General features: G+C 72.3%; 17 protein-coding genes and 1 pseudogene. 8 read left to right on the top strand and 10 right to left on the bottom strand.

The window, feature by feature from the left end; all coding sequences use genetic code 11:
• The 3 genes from AB0I76_RS08940 to AB0I76_RS08950 form a co-directional block, all read right to left on the bottom strand.
• On the bottom strand, positions 1 to 233 hold a 233-nt coding region (locus AB0I76_RS08940; protein WP_357032015.1), incomplete at its 3' end, for a TetR family transcriptional regulator.
• Positions 226 to 1,026 (bottom strand): alpha/beta hydrolase, encoded by an 801-nt coding sequence (locus tag AB0I76_RS08945; RefSeq protein WP_357032018.1) that lies wholly within the window; start codon positions 1,024 to 1,026, stop codon positions 226 to 228. The genes AB0I76_RS08945 and AB0I76_RS08940, both read right to left, overlap by 8 nt.
• A gap of 112 nt (positions 1,027 to 1,138) precedes the next feature.
• A complete protein-coding gene (locus AB0I76_RS08950) occupies positions 1,139 to 2,059 on the bottom strand; it encodes a proline dehydrogenase family protein (protein ID WP_357032021.1) in 921 nt (306 codons plus the stop codon).
• A 173-nt stretch (positions 2,060 to 2,232) separates the two neighbouring features.
• Between AB0I76_RS08950 and AB0I76_RS08955 the strand changes: the two genes are divergently transcribed.
• Genes AB0I76_RS08955 through AB0I76_RS08965 form a run of 3 tightly spaced genes read left to right on the top strand, consistent with a single transcriptional unit; the run spans position 2,233 to position 4,262 of the window.
• Entirely contained in the window at positions 2,233 to 2,508 is a 276-nt protein-coding gene (locus AB0I76_RS08955) for a hypothetical protein (protein WP_357032024.1), read from the top strand.
• A gap of 1 nt (position 2,509) precedes the next feature.
• Positions 2,510 to 3,676, top strand: a complete 1,167-nt coding sequence (locus tag AB0I76_RS08960) for a glutathionylspermidine synthase family protein (protein ID WP_357032027.1) — start codon at positions 2,510 to 2,512, stop codon at positions 3,674 to 3,676.
• Positions 3,677 to 3,695: 19 nt separating this feature from the next.
• A complete protein-coding gene (locus AB0I76_RS08965; RefSeq protein ID WP_357032029.1) occupies positions 3,696 to 4,262 on the top strand; it encodes a CGNR zinc finger domain-containing protein in 567 nt (188 codons plus the stop codon).
• A gap of 60 nt (positions 4,263 to 4,322) precedes the next feature.
• Here the strand turns inward: AB0I76_RS08965 and AB0I76_RS08970 are convergent, their stop codons facing one another.
• Positions 4,323 to 5,129: a sugar phosphate isomerase/epimerase gene (locus AB0I76_RS08970; protein ID WP_357032032.1), complete on the bottom strand. Its 807-nt coding sequence runs from the start codon at positions 5,127 to 5,129 to the stop codon at positions 4,323 to 4,325.
• Between the two features lie 74 nt (positions 5,130 to 5,203).
• Positions 5,204 to 6,148 carry a Ppx/GppA phosphatase family protein gene (locus AB0I76_RS08975; RefSeq protein ID WP_357032035.1) on the bottom strand — a complete coding sequence of 315 codons (945 nt, stop codon included), beginning with the start codon at positions 6,146 to 6,148 and terminating at the stop codon, positions 5,204 to 5,206.
• A gap of 73 nt (positions 6,149 to 6,221) precedes the next feature.
• Here AB0I76_RS08975 and AB0I76_RS08980 point away from each other — a divergent pair, with 73 nt between their 5' ends.
• The gene (locus AB0I76_RS08980; protein WP_357032038.1) at positions 6,222 to 7,031 is read left to right on the top strand and encodes a hypothetical protein; all 810 of its coding nucleotides are present in this window, start codon (positions 6,222 to 6,224) and stop codon (positions 7,029 to 7,031) included.
• Between the two features lie 379 nt (positions 7,032 to 7,410).
• On the opposite strand, the gene AB0I76_RS08985 is transcribed toward AB0I76_RS08980, so the two are convergent.
• Positions 7,411 to 7,995 (bottom strand): TetR/AcrR family transcriptional regulator, encoded by a 585-nt coding sequence (locus tag AB0I76_RS08985; protein WP_357032041.1) that lies wholly within the window; start codon positions 7,993 to 7,995, stop codon positions 7,411 to 7,413.
• 105 nt (positions 7,996 to 8,100) lie between these two features.
• Here AB0I76_RS08985 and AB0I76_RS08990 point away from each other — a divergent pair, with 105 nt between their 5' ends.
• Positions 8,101 to 8,760 carry an NAD(P)-binding domain-containing protein gene (locus AB0I76_RS08990; RefSeq protein ID WP_357032044.1) on the top strand — a complete coding sequence of 220 codons (660 nt, stop codon included), beginning with the start codon at positions 8,101 to 8,103 and terminating at the stop codon, positions 8,758 to 8,760.
• Between the two features lie 60 nt (positions 8,761 to 8,820).
• Here the strand turns inward: AB0I76_RS08990 and AB0I76_RS08995 are convergent, their stop codons facing one another.
• Positions 8,821 to 9,504: a response regulator transcription factor gene (locus tag AB0I76_RS08995; RefSeq protein WP_357032047.1), complete on the bottom strand. Its 684-nt coding sequence runs from the start codon at positions 9,502 to 9,504 to the stop codon at positions 8,821 to 8,823.
• 23 nt (positions 9,505 to 9,527) lie between these two features.
• On the bottom strand, positions 9,528 to 10,823 hold the full coding sequence (locus AB0I76_RS09000) for an ATP-binding protein (protein WP_357032050.1): 1,296 nt from the start codon (positions 10,821 to 10,823) through the stop codon (positions 9,528 to 9,530).
• Positions 10,824 to 11,026: 203 nt separating this feature from the next.
• On the opposite strand from AB0I76_RS09000, the gene phoU reads away from it, so the two are divergent.
• Positions 11,027 to 11,674: a phosphate signaling complex protein PhoU gene (gene phoU, locus AB0I76_RS09005; RefSeq protein ID WP_357032053.1), complete on the top strand. Its 648-nt coding sequence runs from the start codon at positions 11,027 to 11,029 to the stop codon at positions 11,672 to 11,674.
• 79 nt (positions 11,675 to 11,753) lie between these two features.
• Here the strand turns inward: phoU and AB0I76_RS09010 are convergent, their stop codons facing one another.
• Entirely contained in the window at positions 11,754 to 12,521 is a 768-nt protein-coding gene (locus AB0I76_RS09010) for a phosphoglyceromutase (protein WP_357032056.1), read from the bottom strand.
• Positions 12,522 to 12,672: 151 nt separating this feature from the next.
• On the opposite strand from AB0I76_RS09010, the gene AB0I76_RS09015 reads away from it, so the two are divergent.
• Positions 12,673 to 14,022 carry an MFS transporter gene (locus AB0I76_RS09015; RefSeq protein WP_357032059.1) on the top strand — a complete coding sequence of 450 codons (1,350 nt, stop codon included), beginning with the start codon at positions 12,673 to 12,675 and terminating at the stop codon, positions 14,020 to 14,022.
• Between the two features lie 104 nt (positions 14,023 to 14,126).
• A complete protein-coding gene (locus AB0I76_RS09020) occupies positions 14,127 to 15,419 on the top strand; it encodes an MFS transporter (protein ID WP_357032062.1) in 1,293 nt (430 codons plus the stop codon).
• A gap of 386 nt (positions 15,420 to 15,805) precedes the next feature.
• Here the strand turns inward: AB0I76_RS09020 and AB0I76_RS09025 are convergent.
• Positions 15,806 to 16,210: pseudogene (locus AB0I76_RS09025) on the bottom strand (hypothetical protein); the annotation flags it as partial.

Below are 16,210 nucleotides of genomic sequence, written 5' to 3' on the forward strand. Positions count from 1 at the left end.
TGCTCGACGCCTTCTGGCTCTCCTCCTTGGAGGTGGAGTACGCGAAGTCGCCGGAGGCCGTGGCGACGATGGTGGAGGGCGTCCGCGCCGCGCACGTGCTTGTAGAGGCTGGGCAGCGCGACGCCGAGCCGGGCGGCCACGGCGGCGAGGGTGAGCCGGTCGAGGCCGACCTCGTCGGCGAGGTCGGCCGCCGCACGGACCACGGTCTGCGGGGTGAGGCCGGCCCTAGGCACCGGCGGTCACCGCCAGGAACTCCCCGAGCACGGCGGCGGTGGCGGCCGGCTGGTCGGCGTGTGGGTAGTGACCGGAGTCGGCGATCATGCGGGCCTCGGCGGTGGCGAAGAGGCGCCGCGCGGCGCGGGCCTCGGCGCCGGGGTCGGGGAAGTCCGGGTCCTTCGCGCCCATCAGCACCAGCACCGGCTGCCGCACCTCGCGGGCCCGCGCGGTCCAGTGTGGTTCGACCGGCGCGATGACGCCCCGGGTCGCGGCCATCCGGCCGGGTTCGCGCAGGTTGGCGACCATCGCCTTCCGGTACGCGACGTCGTCGGCCGGCCGGGGGCCCGGGAACAGCGAGCGGTGGAACATCCCGAACAGCCGGGGGCTGCGCAGCACCGCGAACTGGGCGAGACGGATCGCCGGGTTCGGCTTCGCCTGCCCGACGAACGCGCCGACCTGCACGATCCCGGCAATCAGGTCGGGCGCGGCGGCAGCGGCGAAGACCACGGCCGCAGCGCTCGACGAGCTGCCGACCAGGGTGGCCGGCCCGCCGCCGAGGTCGCGGACCACGGCGAGCAGGTCCGCACCGACCTCCGCCGGGGCGTACGACGGCCAACCGGCGCTCGACTCGCCGTGCCCCCGGACGTCCACCGAGGCGACCCGGTAGCCGGCCTTCGCCAGCAGGGGAACGAGGTGCCGGAACGAGCCCCGGTTCTCCCCCATGCCGTGCGACAGGACCACCAGCGGGCCCTGCCCGTGCACCTCGTACGCGATCCGTCCGCCGTCCCGCCCCACAAAGCTAATCGTCATAGCTTCAAAGCTAATGCCATTAGCCAAATCCGTCAAGGCTACGGAGACGACGGACGGGCCGGCGGCGACAGGCAGAGTCACCGCCGGCCCGTCCGGCCGTCCGAGGTGGTGGCTACTTCTTGGAGATCAGGGCCCGGCCGAAGAAGGCCAGGTTGGCGGGGCGCTCGGCGAGGCGGCGCATGAGGTAGCCGTACCACTCGTCGCCGTACGGGACGTAGGTGCGCACGGTGTAGCCCTCGCCGACCAGGCGGGCCTGCTCCTCGGGCCGGATGCCGTACAGCATCTGGAACTCGAAGCTGTCCGGCCCGCGGTCGAACCAGCGGGCCCGGTCCTCGCCGATGGCGATCAGGCGCGGGTCGTGGGTGGCCAGCATCGGGTAGCCCTCGCCGGACATCAGGATGTTCAGGCAGCGGACGTACGACTTGTCCACCTCGCGGGCGGACTGGTACGCCACGGACTCGGGCTCCTTGTACGCGCCCTTGCACAGCCGCACCCGGGACCCGGCCGTCGCCAGCTCGCGGCAGTCCGACTCGGTGCGCCGCAGGTACGCCTGGAGCACGGCACCGGTCGACGGGAAGTCCTTGCGCAGCTTGGCCAGGATGTCGAGGGTCGAGTCGGTGGTGGTGTGGTCCTCCATGTCCAGGGTGACCGTGGTGCCCGCCTCGTCGGCCGCCGCGCAGATCGCCCGCGCGTTGTCGTACGCGAGCTGCTCGTCGAACGCCTGCCCGAGTGCGGACAGCTTCACGCTGACCTCGGCGGCCGGGGCCAGCCCGGCACCGGAGAGCACGGTCAGCAGCCTCAGGTACTCGTCCCGGATGGCGTTGGCCTGGTCGGGGGTGACGGTGTCCTCGCCGAGGTTGTCGAGGGTGACCGCGAGACCGTCGTCGACGAGTTCGCGGGTCGCGCGCAACGCGTCGTCGGTCTTGGCGCCGGCGACGAACCGGCGGACGACGTCCCGGGTGAACGGGGCCGTCGCGACGAGCCGCTCGACCTGGGATGACCGGGAGGCGGCGAGGATGACGGAACGGAGCATGAACTGAGCGTAACGCCCTCCCCGAGCGCTCCGCCGGGCGGCGGCCGGGTCCGGGCGACGCCTCGCCCCAGGTGTTAGCAGGGGACCCTTTCACCACTCCAGACGATAAGAAGGGGCCCTTCCCTGCACGGGTGGGGGACGCGGGAATGGCGTTCATCGGTTACAACCGAGTCGTGACCGCACACCCCCACCGCCGGCTCCGGTCGGCCTCCGTTCAGCTCGGCGCCCTCACCGCGCTGGCGCTGGCCCTCTCCGGCTGCAACATGACCTCCGACGACGACGATGACGACTGCGCGCTCGGGCCGGTGGGGGGTGGCGGCACCGTCGCCCTCGCGCTGCGCGAGCCCGTCCCGGCCGCCGTGGGAGTCGGCGCCGACGACCGGTCCGCCGAGGCGGCGCTGCCGGATCGCGGCGGCTTCGGCACCCACCTCGCCGCCTGCGGCGGCTGAGGTGCGCCGGGAGACCACCACCCCCCGCCCGGACTGGGACGCCACGATCCGCTCGCAGGGCCTGGTGTACGTGGACACCGAGCTGCCCGACGGCGGGATCATGTCGTACTGGGACGAGACCGCGGCGTACGCGTTCGACCTGGACGAGGTGCTCCGGCTCGAGGAGGCCACCGAGGAGCTGCACCGGATGTCGGTGGCCGCCGCCGAGCACGTGGTGGCCCGTGACCGGTACGCGGAGTTCGGCATCCCGGCCTGGGCCGCCGAGGCGGTCGCCCGGTCGCTGCGGGAGGCACCGCCGACCCTCTACGGCCGGTTCGACCTCTGGTACGACGGCACCTGGCCGCCGAAGATGCTGGAGTACAACGCCGACACCCCGACCGCGCTGGTCGAGGCGAGCATCGTGCAGTGGTACTGGCTGGAGGACACCCGCTCCGAGTCGGACCAGTGGAACAGCATCCACGAGCGCCTCGTGGGCGCCTGGGCCAAGATCGGGGCCGGCCTGCACGACCGGCGGGTGCACGTGGTCTGGTCGAGCGAGGAGGAGTCGGGCGAGGACCACATGACCGCCGGCTACCTGGCCGAGACCGCCCGCCAGGCCGGGCTGGACGTGGAGCTGCTGCCGATCCAGGAGATCGGCTGGGACGGCCGGCGGTTCGTCGACGCGGCGGACGCCCCGGTCACCACCTGCTTCAAGCTCTACCCCTGGGAGTGGATGGTCGCCGAGCCGTACGGGCGGCCGGCGCTGGACCCGGGCACCCCGACCACCTGGATCGAGCCGGCGTGGAAACTGCTGCTGTCCAACAAGGCGCTGCTCGCGGTGCTGTGGGAGCTGTATCCGGGGCACGAGTTGCTGCTGCCGGCGTACCTGGACTCGCCCCGGGGCATGTCCGAGTACGTGGCCAAGCCGCTGCTGGGCCGGGAGGGCGGGTCGGTGCGGATCGTCACCGGCGGGACGGAGATCACCAACCCGGGGATCTACGGCGACGAGGGCTGGTGCTACCAGGAGTTCCGGGCGCTGCCCGAGTTCGCCGGCAGCCGCATGGTGCTGGGCAGCTGGATCGTCGACGGTGAGTCGGCGGGCGCCGGGGTGCGGGAGAGCGAGAGCCTGATCACCGACGGCTACGCGCGGTTCCTGCCGCACTACATCGACGCGCCGCGCACGCCGTGAGTCGTCTACCGTTGGGGGCGTGAACTTCGACGCGTACGCCCGGACCGGCGTTGACCTCGTCAATGCCCGCCTGGACGACCTCGACGACCTGCGGGCCCTCTTCCCGGACGCCAGCGAGTGGATGCGGGACGAGGTGTCGGAGCGGGACCTGGCGATCTTCCGGCGGGCGCAGAAGCGCCTGCGCGACGTCTTCGAGTACGGCACGTCCGGGCGGGACGGCCAGGCGGTGACCGAGCTCAACGCGCTGCTGGAGGCGTTCCCGGTGCAGCCGCGCATCTCCGGGCACGACTCCAGCGACTGGCACATGCACGTGACCAGCCGGGGCGCGTCGGTGAGCGCGGAGTACCTGGCCGGCGCCGTCTGGGGCCTGTCGGTCTGGCTCTGCGAGTACGGCAGCGCCCGGTTCGGCGTCTGCGCCGACGAGCGCTGCGGCAACGTCTACCTGGACACCTCGTCGAACTGCTGCCGCCGGTTCTGCTCGGAGCGCTGCGCCACCCGCTCGCACGTGGCCGCCCACCGCGCCCGCAAGCGTGCGGCCGTCGGCGAGCAGGCCGCTCCGGCGGAGTCTCTCAGCCCGGTCAGCTGACGCCCGTCCGACCCGGTCGGCTCCGACGGCGTCGACCGGGTGCGGCGGATCCGGCGCCGGTCAGGCGTCGACCGGGGACGGGGTGCCGAGGTGCTGACGGGCGAACTCCAAGGCCTCCCGCAGGTCCGCCTCACGGACCGCCCGGCTCTTGGCGCCCCGGGTGGAGACCTCCACGGCGACCGAGCCGGTGAAGCCGCGCCCGGCCAGTGAGCGGAGCACCTCGGCGCAGGGCTGGTTGCCCCGCCCCGGCACCAGATGCTCGTCGCGCCCCTCCCCGGTGCCGTCGCCGAGGTGCACGTGCGCGAGGCCGGTGCCCATGCGGTCGGCCATGACGAGCGAGTCGGTGTGGGACGCCGCACAGTGCGAGAGATCCAGCGTGTACGAGGCGTACCCGGTCCCGGTCGGATCCCAGCCGGGGACGTACGGCACGAACTGCCGGCCGGCCATCCGTACCGGGTACATGTTCTCCACCGGGAAGCGCAGCCCGTCGAAGCGCTCCTCGACCTCTGCCAGCCCTTCGGAGAAGGTGCGCGCGTAGTCCCGCTGCCAGGTGAAGGGTGGGTGCACCACGACGGTCGGCGCGCCCAGCGTCTCGGCCATCTCGGCCGAGCGACGCAGCCGTTCCCACGGGTCGGGGCTCCAGACCCGCTGGGTGACCAGCAGGCAGGGGGCGTGAACGGAGAGCACCGGCACGCCGTAGTGCTCGGCGAGGCCACGGAGCGCCCCGATGTCCTGGCTGACGGCGTCGGTCCAGACCATCACCTCGACGCCGTCGTAGCCGAGGGCCGCGGCCATCTGGAACGCCGCCGCGGTCCGTTCGGGAAAGACCGAGGACGTGGACAGGAGCACCGGGACGCGGGAAGTCACACTCTCGAGGGTAGCGGGCGCCGCGCGGAGGCATCAGGACGAGTACCCGCAAAGCACCCACACCGCGCGTCAGGTCACACCGGGGCGAGCTGGTCCAGCCGGCTCAGGATCACGCCCTCCCGCAGCGCCCAGGGGCAGATGTCGACGGCGTCGATGTCGAGGCGGCGCATCACCGCCTCGGCGACGACCGCGCCGGCGAGCACCTGGTGGGCGCGGCCCACGCTGACGCCCTCCAACTCGACCAGCTGCGCCGGAGGGATGTGCCGGATGAAGCCGAGCACCTGCCGCAGCCCGGCGCGGGTCAGCTGCCGTCGGGCCCAGAGCCCGGCGCTCGACGGTGCCGCGCCGGCCAGCCGGGCCAGCGTGCGGAACGTCTTGGAGGTGGCGACCGGCCGCTCCCAGCCCACCTCGGTCAGCTTCGTGACGACCGGGTCGAGCAGGTCGTCCACGTACTCGCGCAACTCCTCCACCGCCCGGGCCGACGGCGGCGTCGTGGTGTCCGGAGTGACCCGGAGCCGGTCCCGGGTCAGGCGGCCGGCGCCGAGCGGCAGCGACGCCGCGACGTCCGGGTTCTCGTCGATCCCGGCAGCCAGCTCCAACGAGCCGCCGCCGATGTCGAGCACCAGCAACCGCCCCGCGGACCAGCCGAACCACCGCCGCACCGCGAGGAAGGTCATCCGCGCCTCGTCCGAGCCGGAGAGGACCTCCAGGCGTACGCCGGATTCCTCCCGCACCCGCGCGAGCACCTCGCCCGCGTTGGTGGCGTCGCGCACGGCGGACGTCGCGAACGCGATCAGATCGTCCGCCTCCAGGCCGGTGGCCGCCGCCCTGGCCATGCCGACCGCCTTGACCAGGCCGTCGGCGCCCGCCTCGGTGAGCGCGCCGTCCGGGCCGATCTGCTCGGCGAGGCGCAACACCACCTTCTCCGAGTGCGCCGGCCAGGGGTGCGCGCCCCGGTGGGCGTCGACCACCAGCAGGTGCACCGTGTTGGACCCGACGTCGAGGACTCCCAGTCGCATGCAGAAGACACTAGGGCCAACACGTTTCGTCGGCTCGTCAGCCCGCGAGGGACTCCGCGCGTACGCTGGCCGGGTGACAGGGCAGATCGAACTTCGTGTGCTCGTGGACGACCCGGCGGACCCGCGCAGTCGCGAGGTTGCGCTGGACTTTCCCCGGGAGTGGATCGAGTTCGCGGACCCGGCCGACGAGACGCACGTGGTCCGGGCCGACCTCACCTGGTTGCTGTCCCGCTGGACGTGCATCTTCGCCCGGGGCTGCCACGGCATCGTCGAGGGGCGCGCCCAGGACGGCTGCTGTTCGCACGGCGCGTTCTTCACGGACGCCGACGACGAGAAGCGGGTCCGCTCCGCGGTGCGGCGCCTGACCCCGGCCACCTGGCAGCACCACCGCCGGGGCTTCAAGAACTGGACCGAGGAGGACACGCTCGACGGCAAGACGTCGGCCCGGCGCACGGCCACGCAGGCCGACGACGGCCCGTGCGTCTTCCTCAACGACGCCGACTTCCCGGCCGGGGCCGGCTGCGCCCTGCACGCGCAGGCGCTGCGCGACGGGGTGCACCCGCTGGAGTACAAGCCGGACGTCTGCTGGCAGTTGCCTGTCCGCCGGGACCAGGAGTGGGTCAAGCGGCCGGACAACACGAAGGTGCTGGTGTCCACGCTGGGTGAGTTCGACCGTCGGGGCTGGGGCGCCGGTGGGCACGACCTGCACTGGTGGTGCACCTCGTCGACCGACGCGCACGTCGGCGCCGACCCGATGTACGTCTCCTACGGCCCCGAGCTGACCGCGCTGATCGGCGCACCCGCGTACGCGAAGCTGGCCGAGCTGTGCGGTGCGCGACTGCGGCAGGGCCAGGTCGCCCCGCACCCCGCCGATCCCGCCTGACCTGCAACGAGCGGAGCGGCTGGATCGTGGTCGCCGGATCTCTCTGATCAACCGTCACGAGGAGTGACGCCGCCGCGAGCGCGCCACGGCCCCGCCGGCCACTTTGCTCTGCATACCTGTACGCGCCAGGCACTCTTCGTGAGGACCGCGTCGCCGATGCCGACCTTGCTACTGAACGAAATACCTGTTCAGCTCGATGGTGCGTATAGGTAAGCAGAGCAAAGGGCCGGAGGCGATTCGTGTGTCGCCGCAGGGCAGGTCACGGAGCGTCAAACCAGTCGCGAGAGGCCGCTGACTACTTTCAGTGACCAGCCGGGCCGCATTGATCGACCACACCGGGCGGCGGGCGACCGCTCGAACCACGGCAGGGAGGGGCCGGTCAGGCCAGGGCGGCGTCGACCAGGGCGCGGGCACTGCGCCGGGCGGCCTCCGCGATCACCGGATCGCCGTCCAGCACGCCGCCGGCCAGGCCGCCGTCGAGCAGCAGGGTGAGCTGACGGGCGAGCAGCTCCGGCTCGGGCGCCCCGGCCCGGCGGGCCAGGTCGGTCACCCACGCGCGGACCACCGTCTTGTGCTCGACCGTCCGGGCGTGCACCTCGCTGCCGGCCGGGGACTCCGCAGCGGTGTTGATGAACGCGCACCCGTGGTAGCCCTCCCGCCGGCAGGCACCGACCAGCGCGTCGAACATCCCGACGAGCTGGTCGCGCGGGTCGTCGCCGGCGTCCCGGGCAGCCGCGCGCAGCGCGCCGAACCACGCCTGGTCGACCTTGTCGAGGTACGCCAGCACCAGGTCGTCCTTGCGGGGAAAGTGCTTGTAGAGGGTGGCCTTGGCGACGCCGGACTCCGCGATCACCGTGTCGACCCCGACCCCACGTGGCCCGTACGCGTAGAAGAGCCGGAAGGCGGTGTCGAGGATGCGCTCCCGGGCGGAGCCGGCGGGGACGCGGTGCGCGGGCGCGGACATGAGCCCCATCCTACAGACGGGTCTGTCCAGTAGACAGACCTGTCTGTTAGTCTCGCTGCATCGGCGCGCGGCGGCTCGCGCGAACACCGGACGAACGGAAGAGACATGCGCATCGCAGTACTCGGCACCGGCATGGTGGGTCGGGCGATCGCCACCCGCGCGGCCGAACTCGGCCACCAGGTCACCATCGGCACCCGCGACGTGGCGGCGACCCGCGACCGGGGCGGCGACCACGCCGCATGGGCGGCCCCGCACCCGGAGGTCGGCCTGGCCACGTACGCCGACGCCACCGCGGACGCCGACCTGGTGGTCAACGCCACCACCGGCGACGGCTCCCTGCCCGCCCTGACCGCAGCCGGCGAGGACAACCTGGCCGGCAAGGTCCTGCTGGACATCGCCAACCCGCTCGACTTCTCCGCAGGCTTCCCGCCCACCCTGTCGGTGCTCAACACCGACTCCCTCGGCGAGCGGATCCAGCGCGCGTTCCCGCGGCTCAAGGTGGTCAAGGCGCTCAACACCCTGACCGCCGACCTGATGGTCCACCCCCGCCAGCTCGCCGACGGCGACCACACCGTGTTCGTCTCCGGCGACGACGAGAGCGCCAAGAAGACGGTGACCGAACTGCTCACCAGCTTCGGGCACACCGACGTGATCGACCTGGGCGACATCTCGACCGCCCGGGGCACCGAGATGCTGCTGCCGATCTGGCTGCGCCTCTACGGCCGCCTCGGCACCGGCATCTTCAACGTCAAGATCGTGCGCTGACACGACCAGAGACGAGAGGGGCCCGCGCGATCGGCGCGGACCCCTCTCGCGTACGTCAGGTCACGGCTCGAACTTGTAGCCCAGGCCCCGGACGGTGACGATGAAGCGCGGCGCGGACGGCTCCGGCTCGATCTTCGAGCGCAACCGCTTGACGTGCACGTCCAGGGTCTTGGTGTCGCCGACGTAGTCGGCCCCCCAGACCCGGTCGATGAGCTGGCCCCGGGTGAGCACCCGGCCGGCGTTGCGCAGCAGCAGCTCCAGCAGCTCGAACTCCTTGAGCGGCAGTTGGACGGCGGCGCCGTCCACCGTCACCACGTGGCGCTCGATGTCCATCCGCACCGGCCCGGCGGCCAGGGTCGGCGCACCGGACTCGGCCACCTCGGCGCTCTGCCGACGCAGCACCGCCCGGATCCGGGCGACCAGCTCACGCGGCGAGTAGGGCTTGGTGACGTAGTCGTCGGCACCGATCTCCAGACCGACCACCTTGTCGATCTCGCTGTCCCGGGCGGTGACCATGATGATCGGCACGTGCGAGCGCTGCCGGAGCTGGCGGCACACCTCCGTGCCCGACATCTCGGGCAGCATCAGGTCGAGCAGCACGATGTCGGCGCCGGTCCGGTCGAACTCGGTGAGAGCGGAGGGCCCCGTCGCGGCGACGGACACCTCGAAGCCCTCCTTGCGGAGCATGTACGACAGGGCGTCGGAGAACGACTCCTCGTCCTCGACCACCAGAACGCGGCTCAACGGGGATTTCCTTTCGATTGCTGTCAGACCTGCCGGAGCTCGGCCGGACCGGCCTCGATCCCAGCGGAGGGCAGTGTCGCCAGGAGGTCGTCCGGCGGACGGGCGGGCAGCCGGAGGGTGAACGTCGACCCACCACCAAGAGTGCTCGACACCTCGACCCTTCCGCCATGGTTGCTGGCGATGTGCTTGACGATGGCGAGGCCGAGGCCCGTGCCGCCGGTGGACCGGGACCGTGCCTGGTCGGCGCGGTAGAAACGCTCGAAGATCCGGTCCACGTCGGTCGGGGCGATGCCGATGCCCTGGTCGGTGACGGCGATCGTGACGTGCTCGCCCTCGGCTCGCGCGGTGATCCGGACCGTGGTGTCCTCGCCCGAGTAGTTCACGGCGTTCTCGACCAGGTTCGCCACCGCCGTGGCGAGCTGGGTGTCGCTGCCGTAAACGGTCAGCCCCCGCTCGACGTCGACGACCACGTCGATCCGGCGGGCGCTGGCGTTGGTGCGCGTACGGTCGACGACCTCGGCGAGCACCCAGTCCACCGCCACCGGCTCCGGGGCGGGCTGCGGCTCGGCCCCCTGGAGCCGGGTCAGCTCCAGCAACTCCTGCACCAAGCGCCCCAGCCGGGTCGACTCGTGCTGGATCCGCTCGGCGAAACGGCGGGCGGCGACCAGGTCCTCGGAGAGGTCCGGCTGCCCCTCGCCGGCCGGCTCGGTGGCGTCCAGCAGCGCCTCGGCGAGCAGTTGCAGAGCGCCGATCGGGGTCTTCAGCTCGTGGCTGACGTTGGCCACGAAGTCACGCCGCACCCGGGCCAGCCGGTGCGACTCGGTCACGTCGGCCGCCTCCACCGCGATGTAGCCGCCCCCCAGCCCCATGGCCCGCAGGTGCACCCCGAGCGGGTTCTCACCGGCGTTGTCGCGGCCCCGCGGCAGGTCCAGCTCGATCTCGCGGCGCACCCCGGTGCGGCGGACCTGCCCGGCGAGCGTACGGATCAGCGGGTGGGCGATCATCGAGCCCGGTGTCGCGCCGGTGCGGAGCAGTCCCATCGCCCGTGCGGCCGGGTTGACCACGAGAGGCACGTCGTCGGGGTCGAGCACGACGACACCCGCCCGGAGCGAGTCGATCGTCCGGCGACCCAGCCCGGACTGCGGATCCTCGGCGATCGTGCGCCTCCCTGCGTTCCAGGGGAAGCCGGACCGGCGGCTCCCCGTTCCGGTGGTGCGGCCACGCAGTGCCGGGAACCACCGGGACAGCAGCACCCCGGCCGCCAGCCCGGCCACCACACCCACGGCCACCGCGACCGCCACCGCTACCGCCCAGTCCACCCGGCGATCGTAGGGTCATTGTTAACCTGGCTACCGCCCAGAATGGGACGAACCACTCTCGCTTCCGGGAATGTTCACTGTCACGTCCGGCGTCGTTCACCGTGGTTAATCTCCGGTCCGCCCGCCCGGCCTACCGTGGGCTGCGCACCTGCTCCCACCCGTCGGCCACCTCGGCCGGCGACCACCGACCACAGGACGTGACCATGCGCGACGAGTTCCGGGCCGATCTGCAGATCGTCAGCCAACTGCTGGTGGACATGGCGGAGGGGGTCCGGGCCGCGATGCGGAACGCCACCCGCGCCCTGCTCACCGCCGACCGGCAGGCGGCCGAGTCGGTCATCGAACGGGACGCCGAGATCGACGGCCTCTACCGGGACGTCGAGGAGCGGGTCTGCGACCTGCTCGCCCGCCAGGCCCCGGTCGCCTCCGACCTGCGCGCGATGATCACCGCGCTGCACGTCGCCGCCGACCTCGAGCGGATGGGCGACCTGGCCGACCACGTCGCGAAGACCGCGCTGCGGCGGCACCCCTCGCCGGCCGTGCCGGCCGAGCTGCGGCCGATCTTCACCGACATGGCGAACATCGCCGACGGGATGGGCGGCAAGATCGCATCGGTCCTGGCCAAGCCCGACGCCGACCTCGCCGCCGAGCTGGACCGCGACGACGACACGATGGACGACCTGCACAAGAGCCTGTTCGGGGTGCTGCTCGGCGACGACTGGCCGTACGGGGTGGAGACGGCGATCGACGCCACGCTGCTCGGCCGCTTCTACGAGCGGTTCGCCGACCACGCGGTGAACGCCGGCGAGCACGTCGTCTACCTGATCACCGGCGAGGCCCCCGCCAGCTGAGGTGAAAGGAAGGGCCCCCTGTTAACGCCTGGCGCACAAAAGGGGGCCCTTCCTAACGTTCTGCGGCGCCGACGGTCCGTCAGCGGCCCTGGTTGGCCACCGCGGCGGCGGCGGCCTTGGCGGCGGCCGGGTCGAGGTAGGTGCCACCCAGCGTGAGCGGGCGCAGCTGCGGGTCCAGGTCGTAGCGCAGCGGGATGCCGGTCGGGATGTTCAGCTTGGCGATCGCCTCGTCGCTGATCTGGTCCAGGTGCTTGACCAGCGCCCGCAGCGAGTTGCCGTGGGCGGCCAGCAGCACGGTCCGGCCGGCCAGGATGTCCGGCACGATCGAGTCGTACCAGTACGGCAGCATCCGCTCGACGACGTCCTTCAGACACTCGGTCCGGGGCATCAGCTCGGTCGGCAGCAGCGCGTACCGCGGGTCGCCGACCTGGGAGAACTCGTCGTTGTCGTCGATCGGCGGCGGCGGGGTGTCGTACGAGCGGCGCCAGAGCATGAACTGCTCCTCGCCGTACTCCTCCAGGGTCTGCTTCTTGTTCTTGCCCTGCAGCGCGCCGTAGTGCCGCTCGTTGAGCCGCCACGACCGGCGCACCGCGATCCAGTGGCGGTCGGCGGCGTTCAGCGCCAGCTCGGCGGTGCGGATCGCGCGCCGCATGACGCTCGTGTGCACGACGTCCGGCATCAGGCTGTGCTCGCGGAGCAGCTCGCCGCCGCGCCGCGCCTCGTTCTCGCCCTTCTCGGTCAGGTCGACGTCGACCCAGCCGGTGAAGAGGTTCTTCGCGTTCCAGTCACTCTCGCCGTGCCGCAGCAGGACCAGCGTCCCGACGGTGGGCCCTTCGCTCGCAGTCATGCCGATCATCCTGCCCCAACCCGACACCGGCTACGCGGGAAGGGTGGTGACGACCACCACGTGGAAAATCCGGTGACCACGACTCCCGTCGTTCACTAGGTTGTAAGGCGCTGTGATCATGCCGGTCATTACGGGGAGCGGGGGCGCCGACGTGCGGACGATGCGGGGTTGGTTCCAGGACACCACCGGCGGGTTACCGAAAACCTTCTGGTATCTCTGGGCCGGCACCCTGATCAACCGCCTGGGCTCGTTCGTCCTGGTCTTCCTCGCCATCTACCTCACCCTGGAGCGCGGCTTCTCCGCCACCCAGGCCGGCCTGGTGCTGGGCCTGTGGGGTGTCGGCGGCGCCATCGGCACCACCGTCGGCGGCACCCTGACCGACCGGTGGGGCCGGCGGCCGACCCTGCTCACCGCCCACCTCGGCGCGGCCACCATGATGCTCGCCCTCGGCTTCGCCCGGCCGCTCTGGGCGGTGGCGCTCGGCGCGTTCCTGCTCGGCACGTTCGCCGAGGCCGCGCGGCCGGCGTTCGGCGCCATGATGATCGATGTCGTCCCGGAGAAGGACCGGCTGCGCGCGTTCTCGCTGAACTACTGGGCGATCAACCTCGGGTTCGCCTGCGCGGCCATCCTGGCCGGCCTGGCCGCCGAGGTCGGCTACCTGCTGCTCTTCGCGGTCGACGCGGCCACCACGCTGGCCACCGCGCTGATCATCTTCTTCCGGGTCGGCGAGACCCGCCGGGCCAGCACCACCGCCGCCCGCAAGGGCGGCCCGGCGCCCGCCGGTGCCCTGCGCACGATCCTGGCCGACCGGGTGTTCCTGGGCTTCGTCGTGCTCAACCTGTTCTCCGCGCTGGTGTTCCTCCAGCACATCTCGATGCTGCCGATCGCGATGGGCGAGTCCGGGCTCTCCCCCGCCACCTACGGCTCGGTCATCGCCCTCAACGGCATCCTGATCGTGGCCGGCCAGCTCTTCGTACCCCGGCTCATCCGCGGCCGGAGCCGGTCGCACGTGCTCGCCCTGGCCGCGGTCGTCATGGGCGTCGGCTTCGGCCTCACCGCCTTCGCCGAGACCGCCTGGTTCTACGGCGTGACGGTGCTGATCTGGACCCTGGGCGAGATGCTCAACTCGCCCTCCAACGCGACCCTCATCGCCGAGTTGTCCCCCGCCGCGCTGCGCGGTCGCTACCAGGGCACCTTCTCGCTGTCCTGGCAGGTCGCCGGCGCCACGGCGCCGGTCCTCGGCGGCCTGGTGCGCGAACAGAGCGGCAACGCCACGCTCTGGCTGGGCTGCGCGGCGGTCGGCGGCCTGGTGGCGGTGGCGCACCTGGTCTCCGGGCCGGCCCGCGAACGACGGGCCACCGCCCTGCGTACGGCCACCACGCCCCTCGTCCCGGCGGTCGCCCTCGACCCGCCGGCACCGGAGGCCGCCGAGGCGGCGGCCACCGCACCGGCCGAGCCCCTGCCGGCCACCCGCCCCTCCCCCGCCACGATCGGTCAGTGAGCCCGGGACCCGTGTGGTGACGCGGGACACCCTGGCGCTCGGAGGGTTGGGCTTCCTACCGTCGGGAATCGATCGGTTAGGAAACTGAACTGTCTGGGGGACGGGTGCGGAGCCTGCGGCACTGGTGGGACGACACCGCCGGCGGGTTGCCCGCCACCTTCTGGTACCTCTGGGCCGGGCTGCTGATCAACCGGGCCGGCGCGTTCGCCCTGCTCTTCCTGTCGCTCTACCTGACCGAGGCACGCGGGGCGTCCGAGTCGCTGGCCGGGACGGTGGTCGGGGCGTACGGGATCGGCGGGGCGGCCGGGGTGCTGCTCGGGGGCGTGCTGGCCGACCGGTGGGGCCGGCGGGCCACGCTGCTTGCCGCGCACCTGGTCGCCTCGGGGTTGATGGTCGCGCTCGCGTTCAGTCGGCACCTGGTGGTGATCGCGGTCCTCGCCGCCCTGGTCGGGGTGGCCCACTCGATGCCGAGCCCCGCCTTCGTCGCGGCGATCGTCGACGTGGTGCCCGAGCGACGCCGCTCACGCGCCTTCAACCTCCAGTTCTGGGCGTTCAACCTGGGCATGGCGGTCGCCTCCCTGCTGGCCGGCCTGTTGGCCGAGGCCAGTTTCGTGGCCCTGTTCCTGGTGGACGCGGCGGCGACGCTGGCCGCCGCCGTGGTGATCGCTCTCAAGGTGCCGGAGACGCTGTCCGGTGGCCGTGGCCGCCTGAGGATCAGCGCCCGACGCACGGTACGGGTCCGGACGGCGGACGGTGTCCGGCCGCCGGGGCTGCGCACCGCGTTGACCGACCGCACCTTCCTGGCCTTCGTCGGGCTGACCCTCGTGCTGGCGGTCCTGACCCTCCAGACGTCCACGATCATGCCGCTGGCGATGCGGGACGACGGGTTGCGTCCGTCGGCGTACGGCGCCGTGGTGGCGCTCGGCGGCGTGCTGATCGTGCTCGGGCAGCTCTTCGTGCCCCGGCTGATCGACGGGCACCGCCGGGACCGGGTGCTGGCCGTCTCCACGGCGCTGCTCGGCGTCGGCTTCACCGCCCTGGCGTTCGCCGACGCGCTGGCGGTCTACCTCGCCGCGGCGGTGGTCTGGACGGTCGGTCAGATGCTCGCCGCGCCGCCCAACGCGCAGATCAACGCCGACCTGGCACCGCCGGAGCTGCGTGCCCGCTACCAGTCGGTCTTCTACCTCGCCTTCCCGGTGGCGTCGTTCGTGGCGCCCACCCTGGGCGGCGTCAGCCTCCAGTACCTCGGCGAGCGGCACTGGCTCATCGTCGGCGGGCTGGGGTTCCTCGCCGCCGTCGGCCACCTGGTCACCGGTCCCGCCCGCGAGCGCCGCGTGGCCGCGCTGCGCCGAGCCACGACGGACATCCGGGAGCCCGCCCTGGCCGGCGAGAACTGACGCCGGCCGGACATGCGAAACGCCCGCCACGACCCAGGTCGTGACGGGCGTCCGCACCGTATGACCGGCGGCGGCGGGCGGCACTCACCCCCGTAAGCGTCGCCCGCTCGCGCCGCCGGTCCAAACAGGTGGGCCACCGTCCCCCAACGGTGTTGGTCCACCCGTCCCCCGCACCCCGCTCGTGCACGGATCTGATCGATCCCCCGCTCCCCCGAACGGTTCCGAGCGTGACGCGGTGCAATAAAGTTAGTTCGCCCGGGATTACGGATTCAACCTGGCCGGGTGTCTCGCCGGTCACAGCAACCGGTGGTCCGGCACCTCTGTCGCCGTATGTCGGGCTCGTCTGTGGCCAACAGCGCTTACCCGTCGACCATTCCCGCAAACACTCAGGCGTCCTCCCGGTCGGGTGACTCGGTGCGGAAGAAGTTGCTCTGCCGGCCGTTGCGCAGCTGCTCCTGGTAGATGAGGTTCAGCTTCCGCTGGTCGAAGGTCCCGAACCACTCGTCCCACGGGATCTCCCGGATCCGGCTGCTCTCGCGGTAACCGGGCATGTTGAAGGTGAGCACGCCGGCCCGGCCCTCCCGCTCGGTGCCGCTGATCGTCGCCGGGGTGGCGCCACGCTCCTGCGCCCAGCGCCGGATCACGTCGTGGTTGGTGGTGACCAGGCTCCGGCCCGGCCGCTCCGGACGATCCTCCGGCGACGAGATGACCTGCGACGACCGGACCGACCGGGACGTGCTCCGGCCGGCGCGCGCACCGCCGGCTGCCGCCGTACCGCCGCCCGTCGCGCG

Origin of the sequence: Micromonospora sp. NPDC049799, from assembly GCF_040656655.1 — a bacterium.
Lineage (GTDB): Bacteria > Actinomycetota > Actinomycetes > Mycobacteriales > Micromonosporaceae > Micromonospora.